The sequence below is a fragment of the Ruegeria sp. HKCCD6647-2 genome, assembly GCF_057221075.1.
Genome location: NZ_JBWVBD010000003.1, coordinates 309,332 through 325,931, shown reverse-complemented (window position 1 = coordinate 325,931; position 16,600 = coordinate 309,332). Strand labels below are relative to the sequence as shown.

Annotated in this window: 15 protein-coding genes; 11 read left to right on the top strand and 4 right to left on the bottom strand. The window is 56.9% G+C overall.

Annotation, left to right across the window (positions count from 1 at the left end):
• Nucleotides 1-7 precede the first annotated feature (7 nt).
• Nucleotides 8-1,315: an HlyD family type I secretion periplasmic adaptor subunit gene (locus AC2TDJ_RS10595; protein WP_480841959.1), complete on the bottom strand. Its 1,308-nt coding sequence runs from the start codon at nucleotides 1,313-1,315 to the stop codon at nucleotides 8-10.
• The gene (locus AC2TDJ_RS10590) at nucleotides 1,312-3,036 is read right to left on the bottom strand and encodes a type I secretion system permease/ATPase (protein ID WP_480841958.1); all 1,725 of its coding nucleotides are present in this window, start codon (nucleotides 3,034-3,036) and stop codon (nucleotides 1,312-1,314) included. Before AC2TDJ_RS10590 ends, AC2TDJ_RS10595 begins: the two co-directional genes overlap by 4 nt.
• Nucleotides 3,037-3,683: 647 nt before the next feature.
• Between AC2TDJ_RS10590 and AC2TDJ_RS10585 the strand changes: the two genes are divergently transcribed.
• Genes AC2TDJ_RS10585 through AC2TDJ_RS10575 form a run of 3 tightly spaced genes read left to right on the top strand, consistent with a single transcriptional unit; the run spans nucleotide 3,684 to nucleotide 6,062 of the window.
• Nucleotides 3,684-4,496, top strand: coding sequence for an ABC transporter substrate-binding protein (locus AC2TDJ_RS10585; protein WP_480841957.1), 813 nt, complete (start codon nucleotides 3,684-3,686; stop codon nucleotides 4,494-4,496).
• A 1-nt stretch (nucleotide 4,497) separates the two neighbouring features.
• Nucleotides 4,498-5,331, top strand: a complete 834-nt coding sequence (locus tag AC2TDJ_RS10580; RefSeq protein WP_480841956.1) for an amino acid ABC transporter permease — start codon at nucleotides 4,498-4,500, stop codon at nucleotides 5,329-5,331.
• The gene (locus tag AC2TDJ_RS10575; protein WP_480841955.1) at nucleotides 5,331-6,062 is read left to right on the top strand and encodes an amino acid ABC transporter ATP-binding protein; all 732 of its coding nucleotides are present in this window, start codon (nucleotides 5,331-5,333) and stop codon (nucleotides 6,060-6,062) included. The genes AC2TDJ_RS10580 and AC2TDJ_RS10575 overlap by 1 nt, the downstream gene beginning before the upstream one ends.
• A gap of 666 nt (nucleotides 6,063-6,728) precedes the next feature.
• On the opposite strand, the gene hpaR is transcribed toward AC2TDJ_RS10575, so the two are convergent.
• The gene (gene hpaR, locus AC2TDJ_RS10570; RefSeq protein ID WP_480841953.1) at nucleotides 6,729-7,169 is read right to left on the bottom strand and encodes a homoprotocatechuate degradation operon regulator HpaR; all 441 of its coding nucleotides are present in this window, start codon (nucleotides 7,167-7,169) and stop codon (nucleotides 6,729-6,731) included.
• Nucleotides 7,170-7,273: 104 nt separating this feature from the next.
• Here hpaR and AC2TDJ_RS10565 point away from each other — a divergent pair, with 104 nt between their 5' ends.
• The 8 genes from AC2TDJ_RS10565 to AC2TDJ_RS10530 are packed head-to-tail and all read left to right on the top strand — an operon-like array spanning nucleotide 7,274 to nucleotide 14,638.
• Entirely contained in the window at nucleotides 7,274-7,672 is a 399-nt protein-coding gene (locus tag AC2TDJ_RS10565; protein ID WP_480841952.1) for a 5-carboxymethyl-2-hydroxymuconate Delta-isomerase, read from the top strand.
• Nucleotides 7,673-7,675: 3 nt separating this feature from the next.
• Complete coding sequence (gene hpaE / locus AC2TDJ_RS10560) at nucleotides 7,676-9,187, top strand: 5-carboxymethyl-2-hydroxymuconate semialdehyde dehydrogenase (RefSeq protein WP_480841950.1); 1,512 nt, start codon at nucleotides 7,676-7,678, stop codon at nucleotides 9,185-9,187.
• A 51-nt stretch (nucleotides 9,188-9,238) separates the two neighbouring features.
• Nucleotides 9,239-10,090, top strand: a complete 852-nt coding sequence (hpaD, locus tag AC2TDJ_RS10555; RefSeq protein WP_480841948.1) for a 3,4-dihydroxyphenylacetate 2,3-dioxygenase — start codon at nucleotides 9,239-9,241, stop codon at nucleotides 10,088-10,090.
• A 12-nt stretch (nucleotides 10,091-10,102) separates the two neighbouring features.
• Nucleotides 10,103-11,086 (top strand): 3,4-dihydroxyphenylacetate 2,3-dioxygenase, encoded by a 984-nt coding sequence (hpaD, locus tag AC2TDJ_RS10550; protein ID WP_480841946.1) that lies wholly within the window; start codon nucleotides 10,103-10,105, stop codon nucleotides 11,084-11,086.
• Nucleotides 11,087-11,121: 35 nt separating this feature from the next.
• Nucleotides 11,122-11,976: a fumarylacetoacetate hydrolase family protein gene (locus AC2TDJ_RS10545; RefSeq protein WP_480841944.1), complete on the top strand. Its 855-nt coding sequence runs from the start codon at nucleotides 11,122-11,124 to the stop codon at nucleotides 11,974-11,976.
• Nucleotides 11,973-12,773, top strand: coding sequence for a 2-oxo-hept-4-ene-1,7-dioate hydratase (gene hpaH, locus AC2TDJ_RS10540; RefSeq protein ID WP_480841943.1), 801 nt, complete (start codon nucleotides 11,973-11,975; stop codon nucleotides 12,771-12,773). The genes AC2TDJ_RS10545 and hpaH overlap by 4 nt, the downstream gene beginning before the upstream one ends.
• 12 nt (nucleotides 12,774-12,785) lie before the next feature.
• A complete protein-coding gene (locus AC2TDJ_RS10535; protein WP_480841941.1) occupies nucleotides 12,786-13,841 on the top strand; it encodes an aldolase/citrate lyase family protein in 1,056 nt (351 codons plus the stop codon).
• Between the two features lie 41 nt (nucleotides 13,842-13,882).
• Nucleotides 13,883-14,638 carry a metallophosphoesterase family protein gene (locus tag AC2TDJ_RS10530; RefSeq protein ID WP_480841939.1) on the top strand — a complete coding sequence of 252 codons (756 nt, stop codon included), beginning with the start codon at nucleotides 13,883-13,885 and terminating at the stop codon, nucleotides 14,636-14,638.
• A gap of 52 nt (nucleotides 14,639-14,690) precedes the next feature.
• On the opposite strand, the gene AC2TDJ_RS10525 is transcribed toward AC2TDJ_RS10530, so the two are convergent.
• Nucleotides 14,691-16,547: a hypothetical protein gene (locus tag AC2TDJ_RS10525; protein WP_480841937.1), complete on the bottom strand. Its 1,857-nt coding sequence runs from the start codon at nucleotides 16,545-16,547 to the stop codon at nucleotides 14,691-14,693.
• Nucleotides 16,548-16,600: the final 53 nt, after the last annotated feature.

Sequence of the window (16,600 nt, the reverse complement as noted above, 5' to 3'; positions counted from 1 at the left end):
GCTTCCGCTATTCACGGAACGCCCGGTAGAAATAGTCGGACATAGGTTTCACCAGATAGGAAAGCGGTGTGCGCTCATCTGTCTTGATCATCGCCTCAACCGGCATTCCGGGCAGCAGCTCCTGGCCTTCAAGCCTTTCAAGCTGGCCATCATCAGGGACGACTTCGGCCCGGTAGAAGGTGAACCCGGTTTGTTCGTCCGTGAAGGTGTCCGCCGAGACGTTGATCACGTGCCCATAAAGCTCGGGCGTTTCACGCTGGTTGAATGCAGGGAACCGCAGGGCAACTTCCTGCCCGCGATGCAATTGGTCGACATGCAGGGCGTCCACACGCGCGGCCACAACCAGTGGCGTATCCTGCGGCACCACATACATCATCGGTTCGGCGGGACGGACAACGGACTGAATGGCAAAGACCTGACTGTCGTAAACGGTTCCTCCGACCGGGGCGCGAATGTCAAGCCGCGACATGCGCTCGGACAGCGACAAGCGCTGTTCCGACAGTTCGACGACCCGGGCCTCGACATCCCGCAGTTCGGTTATCGCTTCCTCGCGACGCGTTGCCTTCAGCTCGACGATCTGAATTTCGGTGGTGGCAATCTGCCCTTTCAATCGAGCGACCGATGCCTCCAGACGCCCGATCTCACCCGTCAGGCTAGCCTGTTCACGCTGCAGCGCCGAGACACGGCTGGCCTGGGTCAGCCCCTTTTTCAGAAGCCCTTCCTGATCGGTCAGCTCGTTGGCGATCAGCTCAAGTTGAGTCCGCAAGGAGAGCAGTTGAGCCTCAGTTCCTTCGATTTCACTTTCAATCTGGATCCGTTGTTTGCCCAGTTGCTCGGTCTTCTGGTTCAAAGTCTCGAGCCGTGCAGCAAACAACCTCAGCTGCCCGTCCAGCAGTTCGGGGGCGATGTCCTCTTGAGACTTCAGTTCCTGCAGCCGTGCGGAAAGGCCCGCTTCGTCCGCGTCATCGCGTTCCGCCTCGAGTCTGGCCTTGCGGGCCAGAAGCTCGAACAACTGCGATTCCACAATGGTGTTTTCGGACGCCAGAAAGGTATCATCCAGCCGCAACAACAGATCCCCGCGCTTTACCGTATCGCCATCACGCACGAAGATTTCGCCTACAACACCGCCATCGGGGTGTTCGATCACCTGCCGGTTGCTTTGCACTTCGACGATACCTTGCGAGATGACCGCACCGGCCAGCTCGGTCCGAATGCTCCATACTCCCAATCCGATGACCAGAACGGCCAGAGCCGAGAACCCGATGATAGCCGGAACAGTGATGTTCCAGGCCGTACGTTCAAATGAGCCGATCATTTTTCACCCACCTTGTTCAGGTGCCGTTTGATGACATTTGCGTTTTGCACCATCGAGTTGAGAACCTCGTCCCGTTGGCCGGATTTGACGATCTGGCCTTTTTCGACCACGACCAGATCATCGCACTCCGAAATGGCCTGCGGTCTGTGCGTCATGATGATCGCAGCCTTTCCTTCTGACTTGAGGCCACGAACGGCCGCGTTCAACGCTTCCGTTCCTTCGGCATCAAGGGCCGAGTTGGGCTCGTCGAGGATCAGCAGAACCGGGTCGCCATACAGCGCGCGCGCCAGCGCGATCCGCTGCTTCTGCCCACCCGACAACTGGCTGTCGTTGCCTTCGAGAAAGGTGTCATACCCTTTTTCCAGACTCAGAATCATCTCGTGAGCGTTCGCCTTCTTGGCCGCGGCGACGACGGCCGCTGCGTCCGGCGTCTCGGACATGCGGGCAATGTTTTCCGCAACTGTCCCGTTGAACAGTGTCACCTGCTGCGGCAGGTATCCGATGTGATTTCCCAAGTCGTCGGGTTCGTACTGATCCAGAGTTGCTCCGCCCAGACGAATTTCACCCGCCGCAGGGGGCCAGAGACCCAACAGTGCTTTAGCCAGCGTGGTTTTGCCCGAGCCACTTTTTCCAATCACACCAAGGGCGCGCCCCGGCTCAAGAATTAACGAGGCGTTTCGCAGGGTCGGGGTTTTGATGCCGGGCGGGATCACCGTCAGCCCTTTTGCCACAAGGCGGCCTGATGGAACCGGAAGCTTGGTTCGCGGTGCTTCGGGAGGCGTGGAATCAAGAAACTTGTTGAGCGACAGCCACGCCGTGCGGGCGCGTTCAACCATCGCCCACTGGCCCACCGCCATTTCCACGGGTGCCAGAGCCCGCCCAAGCAGGATCGAGCCGGCAATCATGGCGCCTGGCGTCATTTCGTTGCGCAAAACCAGCCAGGCGCCCAGAGCCAGCATCGCGGATTGCAGGAACAGCCTCAGCGACTTGGTCAGCGAAGAAAAGCTGCCGGTCCAGTCATTTGCGGCAATGGATTGTGAAAGCGCTGCGGTTCGCTGCTTGAGCCAACGGGTTGTTACGTCTTTTTGCATCCCTTGTGAACGCACGACTTCGGCCGCTTGCCGCGCGTGTTCCGCAAAAGAGTTTGCCTGCGCTGTGGCGACCTGCGCCTCGGCCACTTTACGGTGAGTCATGGCCTGGTTCACAGCGGCTATCGCGATCAGAAGCGCGCCGCCGGCGACGGCAAGCCATCCCAACAACGGGTGAAACAGGAATATGGCCGCCAGAAAGATCGGCGTCCAGGGAATGTCCATCACAGCAAGAAAGACCGGAGACGCAAATAAGGAGCGGATCGATTCCAGATCGCGCAAAGCGGTTGCCGGAGCGGACCTGACCTGCGGGAACAATGATCGGCGCATGGTCGCATCGAACACCCGCTCGTCGAGCATGGACTGGAATCGGGCGCCAAATCGCGCCACGATCCTGCCACGCGCGTAATCAAGCATCGCCATCAATGCGTAAAGCAGCGCCACCAGCAAGAACAGAGCGGTCAGTGTCTCGACCGAGCGTGAGCCGAGAACGCGGTCGTAGATCTGAAGCATGAAAAGCGGCCCTGTCAGCATCAGCAGGTTCACGAATATGCTGAACAGAAAGGCGAGAGCTATGAACGCGATCCCCTGATTGCCCACATTCAGCAGTTCCTGTCGCCGCGGCGCGGACATACGATTTCTAAAAATCACGACTGTTGGTCCTTACTATCCCCAGTTGAGCCCGACCGGTGGTGACGGCCCAATTCGATGCCCGACATATCAACACTGTATATCGATGCGCTCAACACGAACAACGGGGGTTTGTAATCTCACTGATTTTAATGGGCCAGTTCCATAAGCCGGAAAGTGAAAATCCAGCAAAAATATGCCGAGGAAACGCCCGGCAAAGTCGTATCGGCGACGGATTCGCGAACACGAGACCAGAGCTCAGAAACAGAGAAATTGAAGTCATTTGAAACAGCTCCAACCGGATGGAGCCGTTAGACGACGCTGGGTCATGAAGTTTTGGGTCCGGTCAGCAACATCGTGCCGGTCTTGGTTTTGACTCTACCCTTCCACAAGAACCGGACAGAACTTTCGTCTTGGCCGTGTGGAATCTGAGCCTTCTTTCGAGAAGACTCCGGCCGGCGCGAGTCGCGGTGAACCCCGTGTTGTCCTCCGGCGGCGTTATTCTGGCCGCAATTATGCTGGCTTTCTTGTGTGGTGCTTCGAAACAGGTGGGCCGGGGCGCACCAGAGCCAGTCGGACCAACCCGCTGGACAGTGTCCAAGGGCGGAACTACCGTAGCTGCAAAACTGCCTAACAGGAGGTTTGAATTGATGTCCAAGATATTAGCGATCACCGCAGCTTCGTTTGCGCTTGCAACGGCGGCTGTTGCTCAGGAGAACTGTGCCGCCGGCAAAACCCTGACAGAAGGCAAATTTACCGTGGCGACCGGGAATCCTGCCTATTATCCATGGGTGCTTGATGACGCTCCGGAAAAGGGCGAGGGGTTCGAGGCTGCCGTGGTTTATGCCGTGGCTGAAGAAATGGGGTTTTCCAACGACGACGTGGTTTGGGTGAGATCGTCCTTTGACGAGGCAATTCAGCCCGGTGCAAAGGAGTTTGACGTCAATATCCAACAGTACTCGATCACGCCTGAAAGGGATCAGGTGGTCGATTTCTCGGCACCTTACTACACCGCCCCAATGGCCGTTCTGGTCAGCCCGAATGCAGCTGAAACGGCTCCGACGCTTGATGCATTGAAAGGGTTGAAATGGGGTGCAGTCGGCTCAACGACGGCTGTACCGAAATTGGCGGACGTCATTCAGCCGGACAATGAACCGCTTCTCTACGGCGACAACGCGGATGTGAACGCTGCGATGACCGCAAATCAGATCGACGCGGCGCTGTTTGATCTGCCGACGGCCCTGTTTCTGAGCGCGGTGATGATCGAAGGCTCCAAGGTCATTGGCCAATTCGCGCCGGATCAGAGCGATGACCCAGATCAGTTCGGTATGCTGATGGAGGAAGGCAATCCTCTGAAGCCCTGTATCGACGACGCTCTGGCGAGCCTGACACAGAGCGGCAAACTGGCCGAGATCGAGGCGAAATGGCTGCAGGACACCACGGGTGTTCCCTTGATCAAGTAACATGACCAGGTCCCGTGCGGCGGGGATGACCCGCCGCGAACGCTATGAGGCGCAGCAGAGGCGCCGATCCATGGCGATCGCCGCAACAAGTACGATTACTGTAATTGCCGCTCTCTACTTACTGGTGCCATTGGCACCGGGCTGGGCCAAGGTGCAGCAAAGCTTTTTCAACGGCGAGGTGCTGGTCAAGACTTCCCCCAAGCTGCTGGAAGCCTTTCGGGTCAACGTCATGATCTTCGCATGGTCGGCGCCAGCGATTGCTATTCTTGGCCTTCTCATTGCGCTGGCTCGCGATGCAAAATCCCCGGCCCTGTTCCCCTTGCGTATTTTTGGCGCGGCCTTCACGGATATTTTTCGGGGTGTTCCGGTGATCCTGACCGTGTACCTGATCGGGTTCGGCATCCCCGGTTTGGGGCTGCCGCGCCCGTGGAACTCACCGTATATTTGGGGGTCGCTCGCTCTGATCCTGACATATTCGGCCTACGTGGCCGAGATCTTCCGGTCGGGAATCGACAGTGTCCACCACAGTCAAAGGGCAGCGGCCTTGTCGCTGGGACTGTCCGAAAGGCAGGTGATGCGTGATGTGGTGCTGCCTCAGGCGATACGCAACGTGGTTCCGTCGCAAATGAACATGCTGATTGCGTTGCAAAAGGATGTCTCACTGCTGAGTTTCATCGGACCAGTGGAAATCTTCCGACAAGCCGGTGTGTTCAAATCTCTTCTGGCCAATTTCACGCCATATGTCGGGGCGGCCATCATCTTTCTGGTCGTGACGATTCCGGCGACGCGCTATGCGGATCATCTGATGGCCCGACAAATGCGAGAGCGCACCTGATGGCCAAACTGAATTTGCAAGGCGTGGTCAAACGCTTTGGTGACCGCACTGTCTGCGATGGAATCGACCTGACTGTGGAAGAGGGGCAAATGGTCTGTCTGATCGGGGCTTCAGGCGGCGGAAAATCCACGCTTCTGCGTTGTATCAACCTGCTTGAACCGATCGAAGATGGGGCGATTTTCCTGGATGGAGAGGACATTTCTGTCCCCGGCCGGGACCCGCAATCTGTCCGGGCGCGGATTGGTATCGTTTTTCAGAGCTTCAATCTGTTCCCGCACATGAATGCGCTTGAGAACGTGATGCTGGCACCCCGTCGCGTGCGGGGTTTGTCGCGCGCAGAGCTTCAGCCGGATGTCGAAAGCCTATTTCACCGGTTTGGGCTTGCAGACAAGATGTACAACTATCCCGATCAGCTTTCGGGTGGGCAGCAGCAGCGCGTTGCGATTGTCCGCGCGCTTGCGATGCAGCCCGAAGTCATGCTGTTCGACGAGATTACCTCGGCGCTCGATCCGCAACTGGTCGGAGAGGTTTTGGACGTTCTGTTGATGCTGAAAGGGCAGGGGATGACCATGGTCATGGCCACACATGAAATGGGATTTGCGCGCGAGGCGGCTGACAAGGTGTGTTTCCTGAAGGATGGCCGCATTATCGAGGAAGGTCCGCCTGATGTCCTGTTTGGATCGCCGTCGCAAGATTCGACACGCAGATTTCTGGCCAGAGCGTTGAAATAGGATCGGAAGCGGTTGGTTTGTTGCCGGCCCGCCTTGTTCGCTCGGAAGGTGCCTGAAACCGGGTCAAAACTCGCGCGTGTACTGCACGTTTTCTGTTCCGGAACAGCGGCTGAGCCAGCACCGCATCACTAAATGTGGTATCAAAGATACTTGCATCAAACCCTGTCATGGCGTCGCGACGGGGCATCACTTTCCCGGCTTGGCCGATCATATCAGCCAGTGCTTCCGGGTCATGGGCATTCTCGCCCTTTGTCCCATGGCTCCAGCCGTGGCAATCATCCCGTCGAAGCACCCGTCCGAGAGAGCTTATGTGACCAATTTAGCGGCACTTCCTGAGATAAAGCGCCTGAGGGTCTGAATTGTTTACCGCTCCGAAAAGGCTGGACAGTTAACAGGACGTGATTTGCTACGTACGCGTGACTAAAGGCGTGATGTGCACGTTGGAACCGGTTTGGACCGCGCCATCAAAACGCCGGTTGACAAGAATGTCTCATACTTGGTTCGGAAGGAGTCTGCTGAGGATGGTGAGATGGTCCGCGTTTCGGCGAATAATTCTGTTTTGCGCCACCCTTGGCTATCACTTCGGTTGAAGAAACGATGATCCTGTCGGCTTGGATACCGGTGAGTGTGTAGGGCATATCGAGACTCTGCAAGATATCGGTGAAGTCAGACCTTCACAGCCTGTAATTCCTCAAGCAAGTCCAGCAGGTGATCGAGCTTTTCCCGTCCCATCTGCGCTTCGATGCTACTGGAAATCGCCAGCGAAGTCACAAGGTTGTCTTCCAGAATACGGCGGCCTGCTTTGGTGATTGTCACCATGGTCCGGCGCCTGTCCTGATTGTCCTGGCGGCGTGTAATCTGCCCCTCTGCCTCCATCGTGCGCAGAATGCGGGTGAGGCTGGGCAATAACAGACAGGCCTCATTGGCGATGGTGCTTTGTTCCACTTCGCCTAGTTCGTCCAGAACGCGCAGGATACGCCATTTCTGCTCGGTCAGATTGATGTCCTGCAACATGTCGCGAACAGGTGCCATGACGGTTTCCCGTGCGCGCAACAGCGCGATCGGAAGGGATCGGGACGTGCTTTTTGTGTGGCTTTGAGTGTTCATGACGCCTTCTAGAGTGTCACTTTGGGAATTGCAAAGATTAACAAAGCAAGCTCTTGACAGGCGCCATTTTATTTACTAAACATGTTAACGAAAAGGGAGAGGTCATGCCGCATTTCCATGTCGAATATTCAGGCAATCTGGAAGACCGGATCGACATGGGTGGTTTGTGTGAATGCATTCGGGAAACGGCCGCAGGGATCGACACCATTCCGCTTCCCGGTATTCGCGTTCGCGCGACACGCGTGGATCATTATGCCATCGCTGATGGTAATCCGGAACATGGCTTTATCGATATTTCGGTCCGCCTGCGCGCGGGGCGGTCCGACGACGTCAAGCAGGATGCATCTAATCGCATCTTTGATGCCGTGAAGGTTTTTCTGGCCCCGGCCTTCTCAAAGCACTCAATCGCGCTGTCACTTGAGATGCGCGATATCGACCCCGACCTTTCGCCCAAGACCGGCACGATCCGCGATCACTTGCGCGCGACCACGCAGGAGACCTGAAAAATGAGCGCCCTGGACACGAATATCGAAAAATTGAAGGGCTTTCTGGCCCGGTTCAAGAACACAGGGATCAAGAACCGCATTGCGGGTGAGGACCGGGAGGGCGCTGCGGGGGTGTTCCAGTCCGTCTCGCCAGTGGACAAATCGGTGATTTGCAATGTCGCCCACGGCACTGCAGATGATATCGACGCCGCTGCCAAAGCTGCGCATGCTGCATTTTCCGAATGGCGCGACATGCCCGCAACCGAGCGCCGTCGTATCCTTCTGAATGTGGCGGACGCCATCGAAGCCCGCGCCGAGGAAATCGCTCTGTGCGAATGCTGGGATACCGGTCAGACTTTGAGATTCATGTCCAAGGCGGCTCTGCGCGGGGCAGAGAACTTTCGGTACTTCGCTGATCAAGTGGTGCAAGCGCGGGACGGGCAGCATCTGAAATCGCCAACTCTGATGAATGTTACAACCCGCGTGCCGATCGGCCCGGTTGGCGTGATCACCCCGTGGAACACGCCATTCATGCTGTCCACCTGGAAGATCGCACCAGCATTGGCCGCAGGCTGTACAGTGGTTCACAAACCTGCCGAGGATTCGCCTCTGACGGCCCGCCTGCTGGTGGAAATCGCCGAAGAGGCCGGTCTGCCCGGGGGCGTGTTGAACACCGTGAACGGTTTTGGCCCGGATGCCGGCAAGGCGCTGTGTGAACACCCCCTGCTGAAGGCCATCGCCTTTGTCGGTGAAAGCCGCACCGGCAGCCTGATCGTGAAACAGGGGGCCGATACCCATAAGCGCAACCATCTGGAGCTGGGCGGCAAGAACCCGGCCATCGTCTTTGACGATGCCGATCTGGACCGGGCGTTGGATGCGGTGATCTTCATGATCTACTCGATCAATGGCGAACGTTGCACGTCTTCTTCGCGCCTGCTGGTGCAGGATACGATCAAGGAGGCGTTTGAAGCCAAGCTGATCGAACGGGTGAACAACATCAAGGTCGGGCATCCGCTGGACCCGGTCACTGAAATCGGCCCGCTTGTAACCGAGGAGCATTACAACAAAGTCACCAGCTATTTCGATATCGCCAAAGAGGACGGCGCGACCGTCGCGGCCGGTGGCGAGACGGTTGGTGACGAGGGGTATTTCGTGCGGCCGACCCTGTTCACCGACGCCAAAAACCATATGCGTATTGCGCGCGAAGAGATTTTTGGGCCGGTCCTCACATCAATCCCGTTCTCGACCGAAGAAGACGCGTTGCAGATCGCCAATGACACGCCTTACGGTCTGACAGGCTATGTTTGGACCAACGATCTGACCCGCGCGCTGCGTTTCACGGACAGGCTTGAGGCGGGGATGATCTGGGTGAACTCGGAAAACGTCCGCCACCTGCCGACACCCTTTGGCGGGGTCAAGGCGTCGGGCATCGGTCGGGACGGCGGCGACTGGAGCTTTGAGTTCTACATGGAACAAAAGCACATCGGTTTTGCCACCGGTCAGCACAAGATCATGCAACTGGGCAAGCTGTAACAAGCGACCTTTTGGAAACGCGCCAACCAACGTCAACTCCGGGAGGAGACTATGGGAGAAATCGTTCTTGCCGCAAAAATGACCCACGTTCCGACCCTGCTCATGTCGGAGCAGGAGGGTCCGTTGAAAGGCAAGCGCCAGCCGGCCATCGACGGCCACCGTGAAATTGCCCGTCGGGCAAAGGAGCTTGGCGCGACCACGGCGATCATCTGCGATACCCATTGGGTGATAAACGCGGGCTTTCACATCAACGCCAATGACAGGTTCGAGGGGCTTTTCACCTCGAACGAGTTTCCACAGTTCATTCAGGATCTACCGTATTCCTACAAGGGGAACCCTGAAATGGGCGATGCGATTGCGAAAATCGCTTCGGACAAGGGTGCCTATACGCTGGCACATCACCTTGACAGTCTGGAACTGGAATATGGCACGCTGGTCCCGATGCGGTTCATGAGCCGCGAGCACGAGATGAAGGTCGTTTCGGTCGCGGCCTGGGCCACGGTACACAGCCATGACGAAAGCCGCATTGTAGGTGAAGCCATTCGCGAGGCGGTCGAGGCCAGCGACGAAAAGGTGCTGCTGGTGGCCTCCGGCTCGCTGTCCCATAAGATCTGGGCCAACAAGGACTATGCCGCCAACAACGGCACTTTCACCATCAGTTCCGAATTCAACCGTCAGGTGGACCTGCACGTGCTTGAGATGTGGAAGAACGGCGATCATGCCACCTTCCTGAAAATGCTGGGTGAATATGCCACCTATTGCTGCGGAGAAGGATCGATGCATGACACGTCGATGCTGTACGGAGCGCTGGGATGGGACGCATACGACAAGAAATGCGAGGTCGTGACCGAGTATTTCCCCAGTTCAGGCACCGGCCAGACCAACGTCGTCTTCCCAGTTTGACAGGAGGCTTCCATGCCCGTTCCCGCCCCCAATCTATACCCGGATTTCAATACCATACGGCTGAGCCATGTCTGCCTGAATGTCAGTGATCTGGCCGTTTCGCGCAAATTCTATTCCGAGGTTCTGGGCCTTCAGGTCTCGGATGAAAGCGACAGCCATGTGTATCTGCGCGCGATGGAGGAACGCGGGCATCATTGCGTGATCCTGCAGAAATCCGATCAGCCCGGTACGGTCGAAGTGATGGGGTTCAAGACCTTCGACGAAGAGGATCTGGACCGGGCCGAGGTCTATTTCCGGTCAAAAGGGCGGCCGACGGAATGGGTTAAGCGCCCCTTTCAGGGTCGCACATTGCTGACATCGGACAATATGGGGATACCGCTGGAATTCTATCACAAGATGGACCGGCTGGGGCCTATCCACCAGAAATATGCGCTCTATCGTGGGGTAAAGCCGCTGCGGATCGACCATTTCAACTGCTTTTCGACCAATGTCGATGACAGCGTGGCGTTCTACAGCGACTTCGGCTTTCGCGTGACGGAATACACCGAGGATGAAGAGAGCAAGCGTCTGTGGGCGGCCTGGATGCACCGCAAGGGGGGCGTGCATGACATGGCCTTTACCAATGGCAGGGGTCCGCGCATGCACCATGTGGCCTTCTGGGTGCCAACGCCGCTGAACATCATCGACCTGCTCGATCTGATGTCCACCACCGGTTATGTGGACAATATCGAACGCGGGCCCGGGCGACATGGGATTTCGAATGCGTTTTTCCTGTATGTCCTCGATCCGGACGGGCACCGGATCGAGATCTATTGCTCGGATTACCAGACCGTCGACCCGGATCTGGAACCGATCAAATGGGATCTGAAAGACCCGCAACGACAGACGCTTTGGGGCGCGCCAGCGCCGCGCAGTTGGTTCGAACACGGCACGCCCTTTGTCGGCGTGGATGTGACCGAGGCTGATCTTGCCGCCTCACCCATTATCGCGCCGTAATGTTGACGTGGAATACTATGCGCCAAGGAGGCCAGATGCGTTTTGCAACCTATTCCGCCAATGGTGAAACCTACTTTGGCGCGATCACCCATGAGGGCGCGATTGCGCTGAATGACGCATTTCCGGCTCACGCCAGCCTGTATGAGGTGATTGCCGCGGGTGCATTCGACCAACTGAACAAGGCGGTGGCGGGAAGGTCCGTGACCCATACCGATTTCACCTATGAGATGGTGATGCCCGATGCCCGCCGCATCCTATGCGTCGGGGTGAACTTTCCCGATCGGAACGCCGAGTACAAAGATGGCAGTGCGCAACCAAAGTTCATGTCGCTGTTCCCGCGTTTCGCCAGCGGCTTCACCGGCCATGACCGACCTCTGATCCGCCCGCCGGAAAATCATACGCTGGACTATGAAGGCGAAGTGGCCGTTGTAATCGGAAGGGCCGGGCGTCGGATTTCTCAGGATAAAGCCTATGACCACGTCGCCGCACTGACACTGTGCAACGAAGGGACCATCCGCGACTGGGTGCGACATGCCAAGTTCAACGTCACGCAGGGCAAGAACTGGGACAATTCGGGCGCGATTGGCCCGTGGCTTGTTCCATTCACTGATGCCGCTCAACTGGATGAGGCCCGCATTCAGACCCGCGTGAATGGTGAGCTACGACAAGACGATACATTGAACCGCATGATGTTCCCGATCCGGCGCGAGATCGAATATATCTCGACCTTTATGACCCTGTTGCCCGGTGACATCATCGTCACTGGCACGCCGACGGGCGCGGGCGCGCGGTTTGATCCGCCCAGATACCTGGTCCCCGGCGATGTGGTCGAGGTCTCGGTCGAAGGCATCGGCACCTTGCGCAACACGGTTGAGGATGAGCAGGTATGACCCATGAAGATCACGCCCGTGCGGCGGCCGACCTGCTGGCGGCCGAACGCAACCGCGAACAGATCGGCCTTCTGTCCCTGTGCCACCCGGAGATGGGGATGGACGACGCTTACGCGGTGCAGAATGCCATCTACCGTCTGAAACTGGCCGAGGGGCGCAAGGTGATCGGGTGGAAGATCGGGCTGACGTCGAAGGCAATGCAATACGCGCTAAACATCGACATCCCCGACAGCGGAATTCTGTTCGATGACATGGTGTTCGAAACGGGCGGCACCGTCCCCGCCGGCCGATTCATCCAGCCAAGGATCGAGGCCGAGATCGCCTTTGTCATGAAATCCGCTGTGGGTGGAGAGGACGTAACCCGCGATGACATCCTCGCCGCGACTGAATATGTCGCGCCGTCTATCGAAATCCTCGACACCCGCATTCAACGTGTGGACCCTGAGACGGGCTCGGCCCGCACAGTTATTGACACGATCAGCGACAATGCCGCCAACGCGGGCATCGTTCTGGGCGGCGAGCGTCACGCAGTAGACGCCTGTGACCTGCGTTGGGTCGGCGCGTTGACTTTTCGCAGTGGCGAGATCGAAGAGACCGGACTGGGCGCGGGGGTGCTGAATGATCCCGTGGAAAGTGTCGTCTGGCTGGCCCGTCGCATGGCGCAATACGGCCAAAGCATCGCGCCCGGTCACGTTATTCTGTCCGGCAGCTTCATCCGCCCGATCGAATGCCCGCCCGGCACAGAGATCCATGCAGATTTCGGACCGTTTGGTTCGGTCGACATCAACTTCGCGTAAAGGAGCGCCGTGATGCCCGCGCCGAAGAACACGTTCAAGGCCGCGTTAAAGGCCGGAGATCCTCAGATCGGATGCTGGGTCGGGATGGCAAATGCCTATGCCGCCGAAATCGCCGCGACCGCACGTTTCGACTGGCTGCTGGTCGATGGCGAACATGCACCGAACGACTTGCGTTCGATCCTCGAGCAGGTACGGGTGATCGAAGGGTCCGGCAGTCACCCAGTGGCGCGTTTGCCGATCGGTGAAACCTGGCTGATCAAGCAATACCTCGACGCGGGCGTACAGAGCCTTCTGGTCCCGATGGTCGAGAGCGGGGATCAGGCGTGCGCGCTTGTGCGGGCCGTCCGATACCCTCCGCACGGCGTCCGTGGCGTAGGGTCTGCTTTGGCGCGCGCTTCGCGTTTTGCGGGTATCCCGGACTACCTGACGACGGCTGATGACCAGATCTGTCTGCTGGTTCAGGTCGAAAACCGTCTTGGGTTGGAGGCGCTGGATGACATTCTGGCCACCGATGTGGATGGCGTGTTTATCGGGCCCTCAGACTTGGCGGCAGATATGGGTCACATGGGCAACGCCGGACACCCTGATGTGGTCGAAGCGGTCTTGGATGGTTTGAACCGGATTGTTGCGGCCGGCAGGGCCGCAGGCATTCTGACGCTGGATCCTGCGATGCAGCGCAAATGCCTGGAACTGGGCGTTACATTTCTTGCGACCGATATCGACGTGACCTTGTTTGCCAAGTCATTGCGCGAAGCCGCCGACCGAGCGCTGACCCTGTTGCCGGATCAGAAGATGTCCGGGATTGCCCGAACGCCATCGGGCGGCAAATACCTGCAGCAACTTTGCAAACACTGGTCTCATAAGGCCGACGTTTCTTTCGATGCAAATCAGGGGAGGGTGGCTTTTCCCGGGGGAAACCGGGTTACAATGCGCGCCGATGACTTCAGTTTGACGCTTATGGCCGAAACCGGACCAAGGGGCGATATGCCCAGTTGGCAGGGGGTGATTGAATCCCATCTTTCTCGGTTTGCGTTTCGCGAAGACTTCAGTATCGACTGGGCTGATTAGGCTCAGATTTTTTACCACCAGAACTGAGAAAAAGGACCTCCATGACAGATCCGATATATGCCATCGGAGACATTCACGGTCAGCTGGGCATGCTTGAGGATGTCCTGTCACGGGTTGAGAAAGATGGCGGGCCAAACGCCAAGGTTGTCTTTCTGGGCGATTACACCGATCGTGGCCCGCAAAGCCGCGAGGTTCTGGATTTGTTGATTCAAGGGCAAAACAGCGGGCGAGACTGGATTTTTCTGCGCGGCAATCACGATCAGATTTGTGCGATGTTCTTGGAAGATTATCCACGCAGCGACGCCCGGTTCCTGGTCGGGTACCATTGGCTTCATCCTCGGATCGGCGGCGTTGAAACGCTAAAGTCCTACGGGGTGGAAGTTGAAGATGGGGACCGGGTTTATCAAGTCCACGCAAGGGCAAAAAAGGCCGTACCTCAGTCTCACATCGACTTTCTGACCAATTTGACCCCGTATCATCAGGAAAACGGCTTGCTTTTCGTTCATGCCGGAATCCGGCCCGGAACAGCGCTAAATGAACAGGACCTCGATGACCTGATCTGGATCCGCGAAGAGTTTCTGAATGATCGCCGCGTGCATCCCTGGCTTGTTGTGCACGGGCATTCTCATGTACCGAAACCCGAACATCACGGAAACCGTGTCAACCTTGATACAGGTGCATCTTATGGCCATGCGCTGACCGCCGCCGTTTTTGAGGGGCACGATTGTTGGGTCTTGGAATCTGAAGGTCGAAAGTCCTTGCAGCCCGAAACTGGAGTATCGCTAGTTACAGGCTAGGCATGCGAATTTTCACTACAGCGACGTATGCGTTCGGTTCGACAATCAACGCCTACCAAAGACCCGCTGGCCGGTAGAACGAAAAATTGTAACCCAGCATCAGCAAAAAACCTGCTCCGAACACCACAAATACTGAAACCAGTGCAAAAAGCCATCGGCCAACGTTTCTTGGTGCAAGCGAAAAGGCAAGCAGCAGTATCAATGATGCCGCTGGGACAAGCGTCATATAGTGCTTTGACTGGCGCCAATCGATCAAGCTGTAGACAAGTACACCAATGGCGATTGCAATTGCAGGAATTGCCCAGCGTGGCTCCAACATGTCGCGGTTTCGTCGAAGCAGAAGCAAGGGAATTATTACCAGTGCAAACAGCAGTTGTGGGGCTTCAACCAAGACATTTTGAAACAGTTGGGACAGACTGGTCAGGTGCTCGTCCGGCAAAGGGTTGAGGCGGTCCAATACGTGGACATACAGGAAGAATACTTTGAACTGCCAGGCCGCAACCAGATAACCGTAGAGTCCAAATAGCATGAGCCCTATCGCCCAGCCCATGTTGATCGGGTTGAACCATGCGAGGCGGATCGTGTTTACCAGCCCGGCCCAGGTTCTGTCGGCGACAAGGTAACGAAGCCCCAAGTAGGCGCAGATCGCGATAGGGACAACAATCGACTTTTGATCGCACCACGCTGCAAATATTGGCGGCAGCATGAGAAACGGTGAGGCTTTCCAGCTGTCGGATTCACGCTGGGACCAGTTTTGAAGGAACAGCATGAGAATGGCGAGTGACGAGATGCCGACATGCCCGGCCATGACCGAACGCGTGAAAATCCCGACCGACAGAAGGTATGCAAGTGCCAAAAGCACTGCAGGCGGCGACCGCCCCAACACCAGCATCGCGATCTGAAAAATAAGAAGCGCAGCAATTGCCGTAGGAAACATGTTTCCGGTGCGGACAGTCAAAATGGGGTCCAGCCCCTTGAATCGCTGCAGGTCGTGGGCAAAAAAGAACTGCGAAATTCGGTCTTTATGAAACTGGTAGGTTATCGAGTTTTCGGTCTGCTGGATGATGTCCACATCTGATGGCACCCATTGACCGCCTTCAACGAAAAGATCGGTCAAATTTCCACGTTCGTTCGTTTCCGTAACCCTGACAAGCAGGTCGGGAAGTAGTTCGGACACAATTCTGGTTTCACCGAGACCTGAACCCGCATCCGGGTAAATTGCTGTTGTGCGTTGCTCAGCGGCTTCAACAACTTTTCGGCTCGCTTTTCCTGATATCAGATAAAATTCGAACTCATCGAGGCGGTCTTCCAACAAAACACCAAGACCTACATTCACGATCCCCATGGGCGGGTGCGCAAAGTACAGTACGTTATTGTGCAAGTTATAGGCGAAGTACGGCTTGAATTCGGTGATCATTCCGGGTGCCGCCCCTGGGACCTCATAGTCATGATCAATGCCTGGTCCATAGAACGCCGCTGCCGTGTAAAGTGCTGCGAAGGACCCCAGGAAAAGGCTCAGCCCCGTGCGTGCATCGGATGAATCGCGCAGTCGCACCAGAAAAAAACCGCTGAGGTCGGCCCGGCGTGTGACCAAGAAGCCAAGATTGGTAAGGCAAAACAACGCAATAAGAAAGGTTGCCTTCTCTGGCGTGAGTCCAAGCGCATAAAGCGCCAAGATGATGATGCACCAGGCGAGCGCCGAAAAAACGACTGCAAAAACTGTAAGCATGAAATCATGCTTGATGCGCGAGGCAACCAGACCCAGCCAAGCAATACCGGGTACGAAATAGATCAAAGCATTGATAAGAAATGCAGTGGCGAAATTGGTTGGAAGCAATGCGCTGAATAAAATGAAAAGAAGAATTAAGCCATTGCAAATGGCAGCAAGCCGACCAACCGAATGTGACATGAAAGATCTCGTCATTGGCAGAGGTTGCGGAGCTCGAATACTGGCCAGGCCGC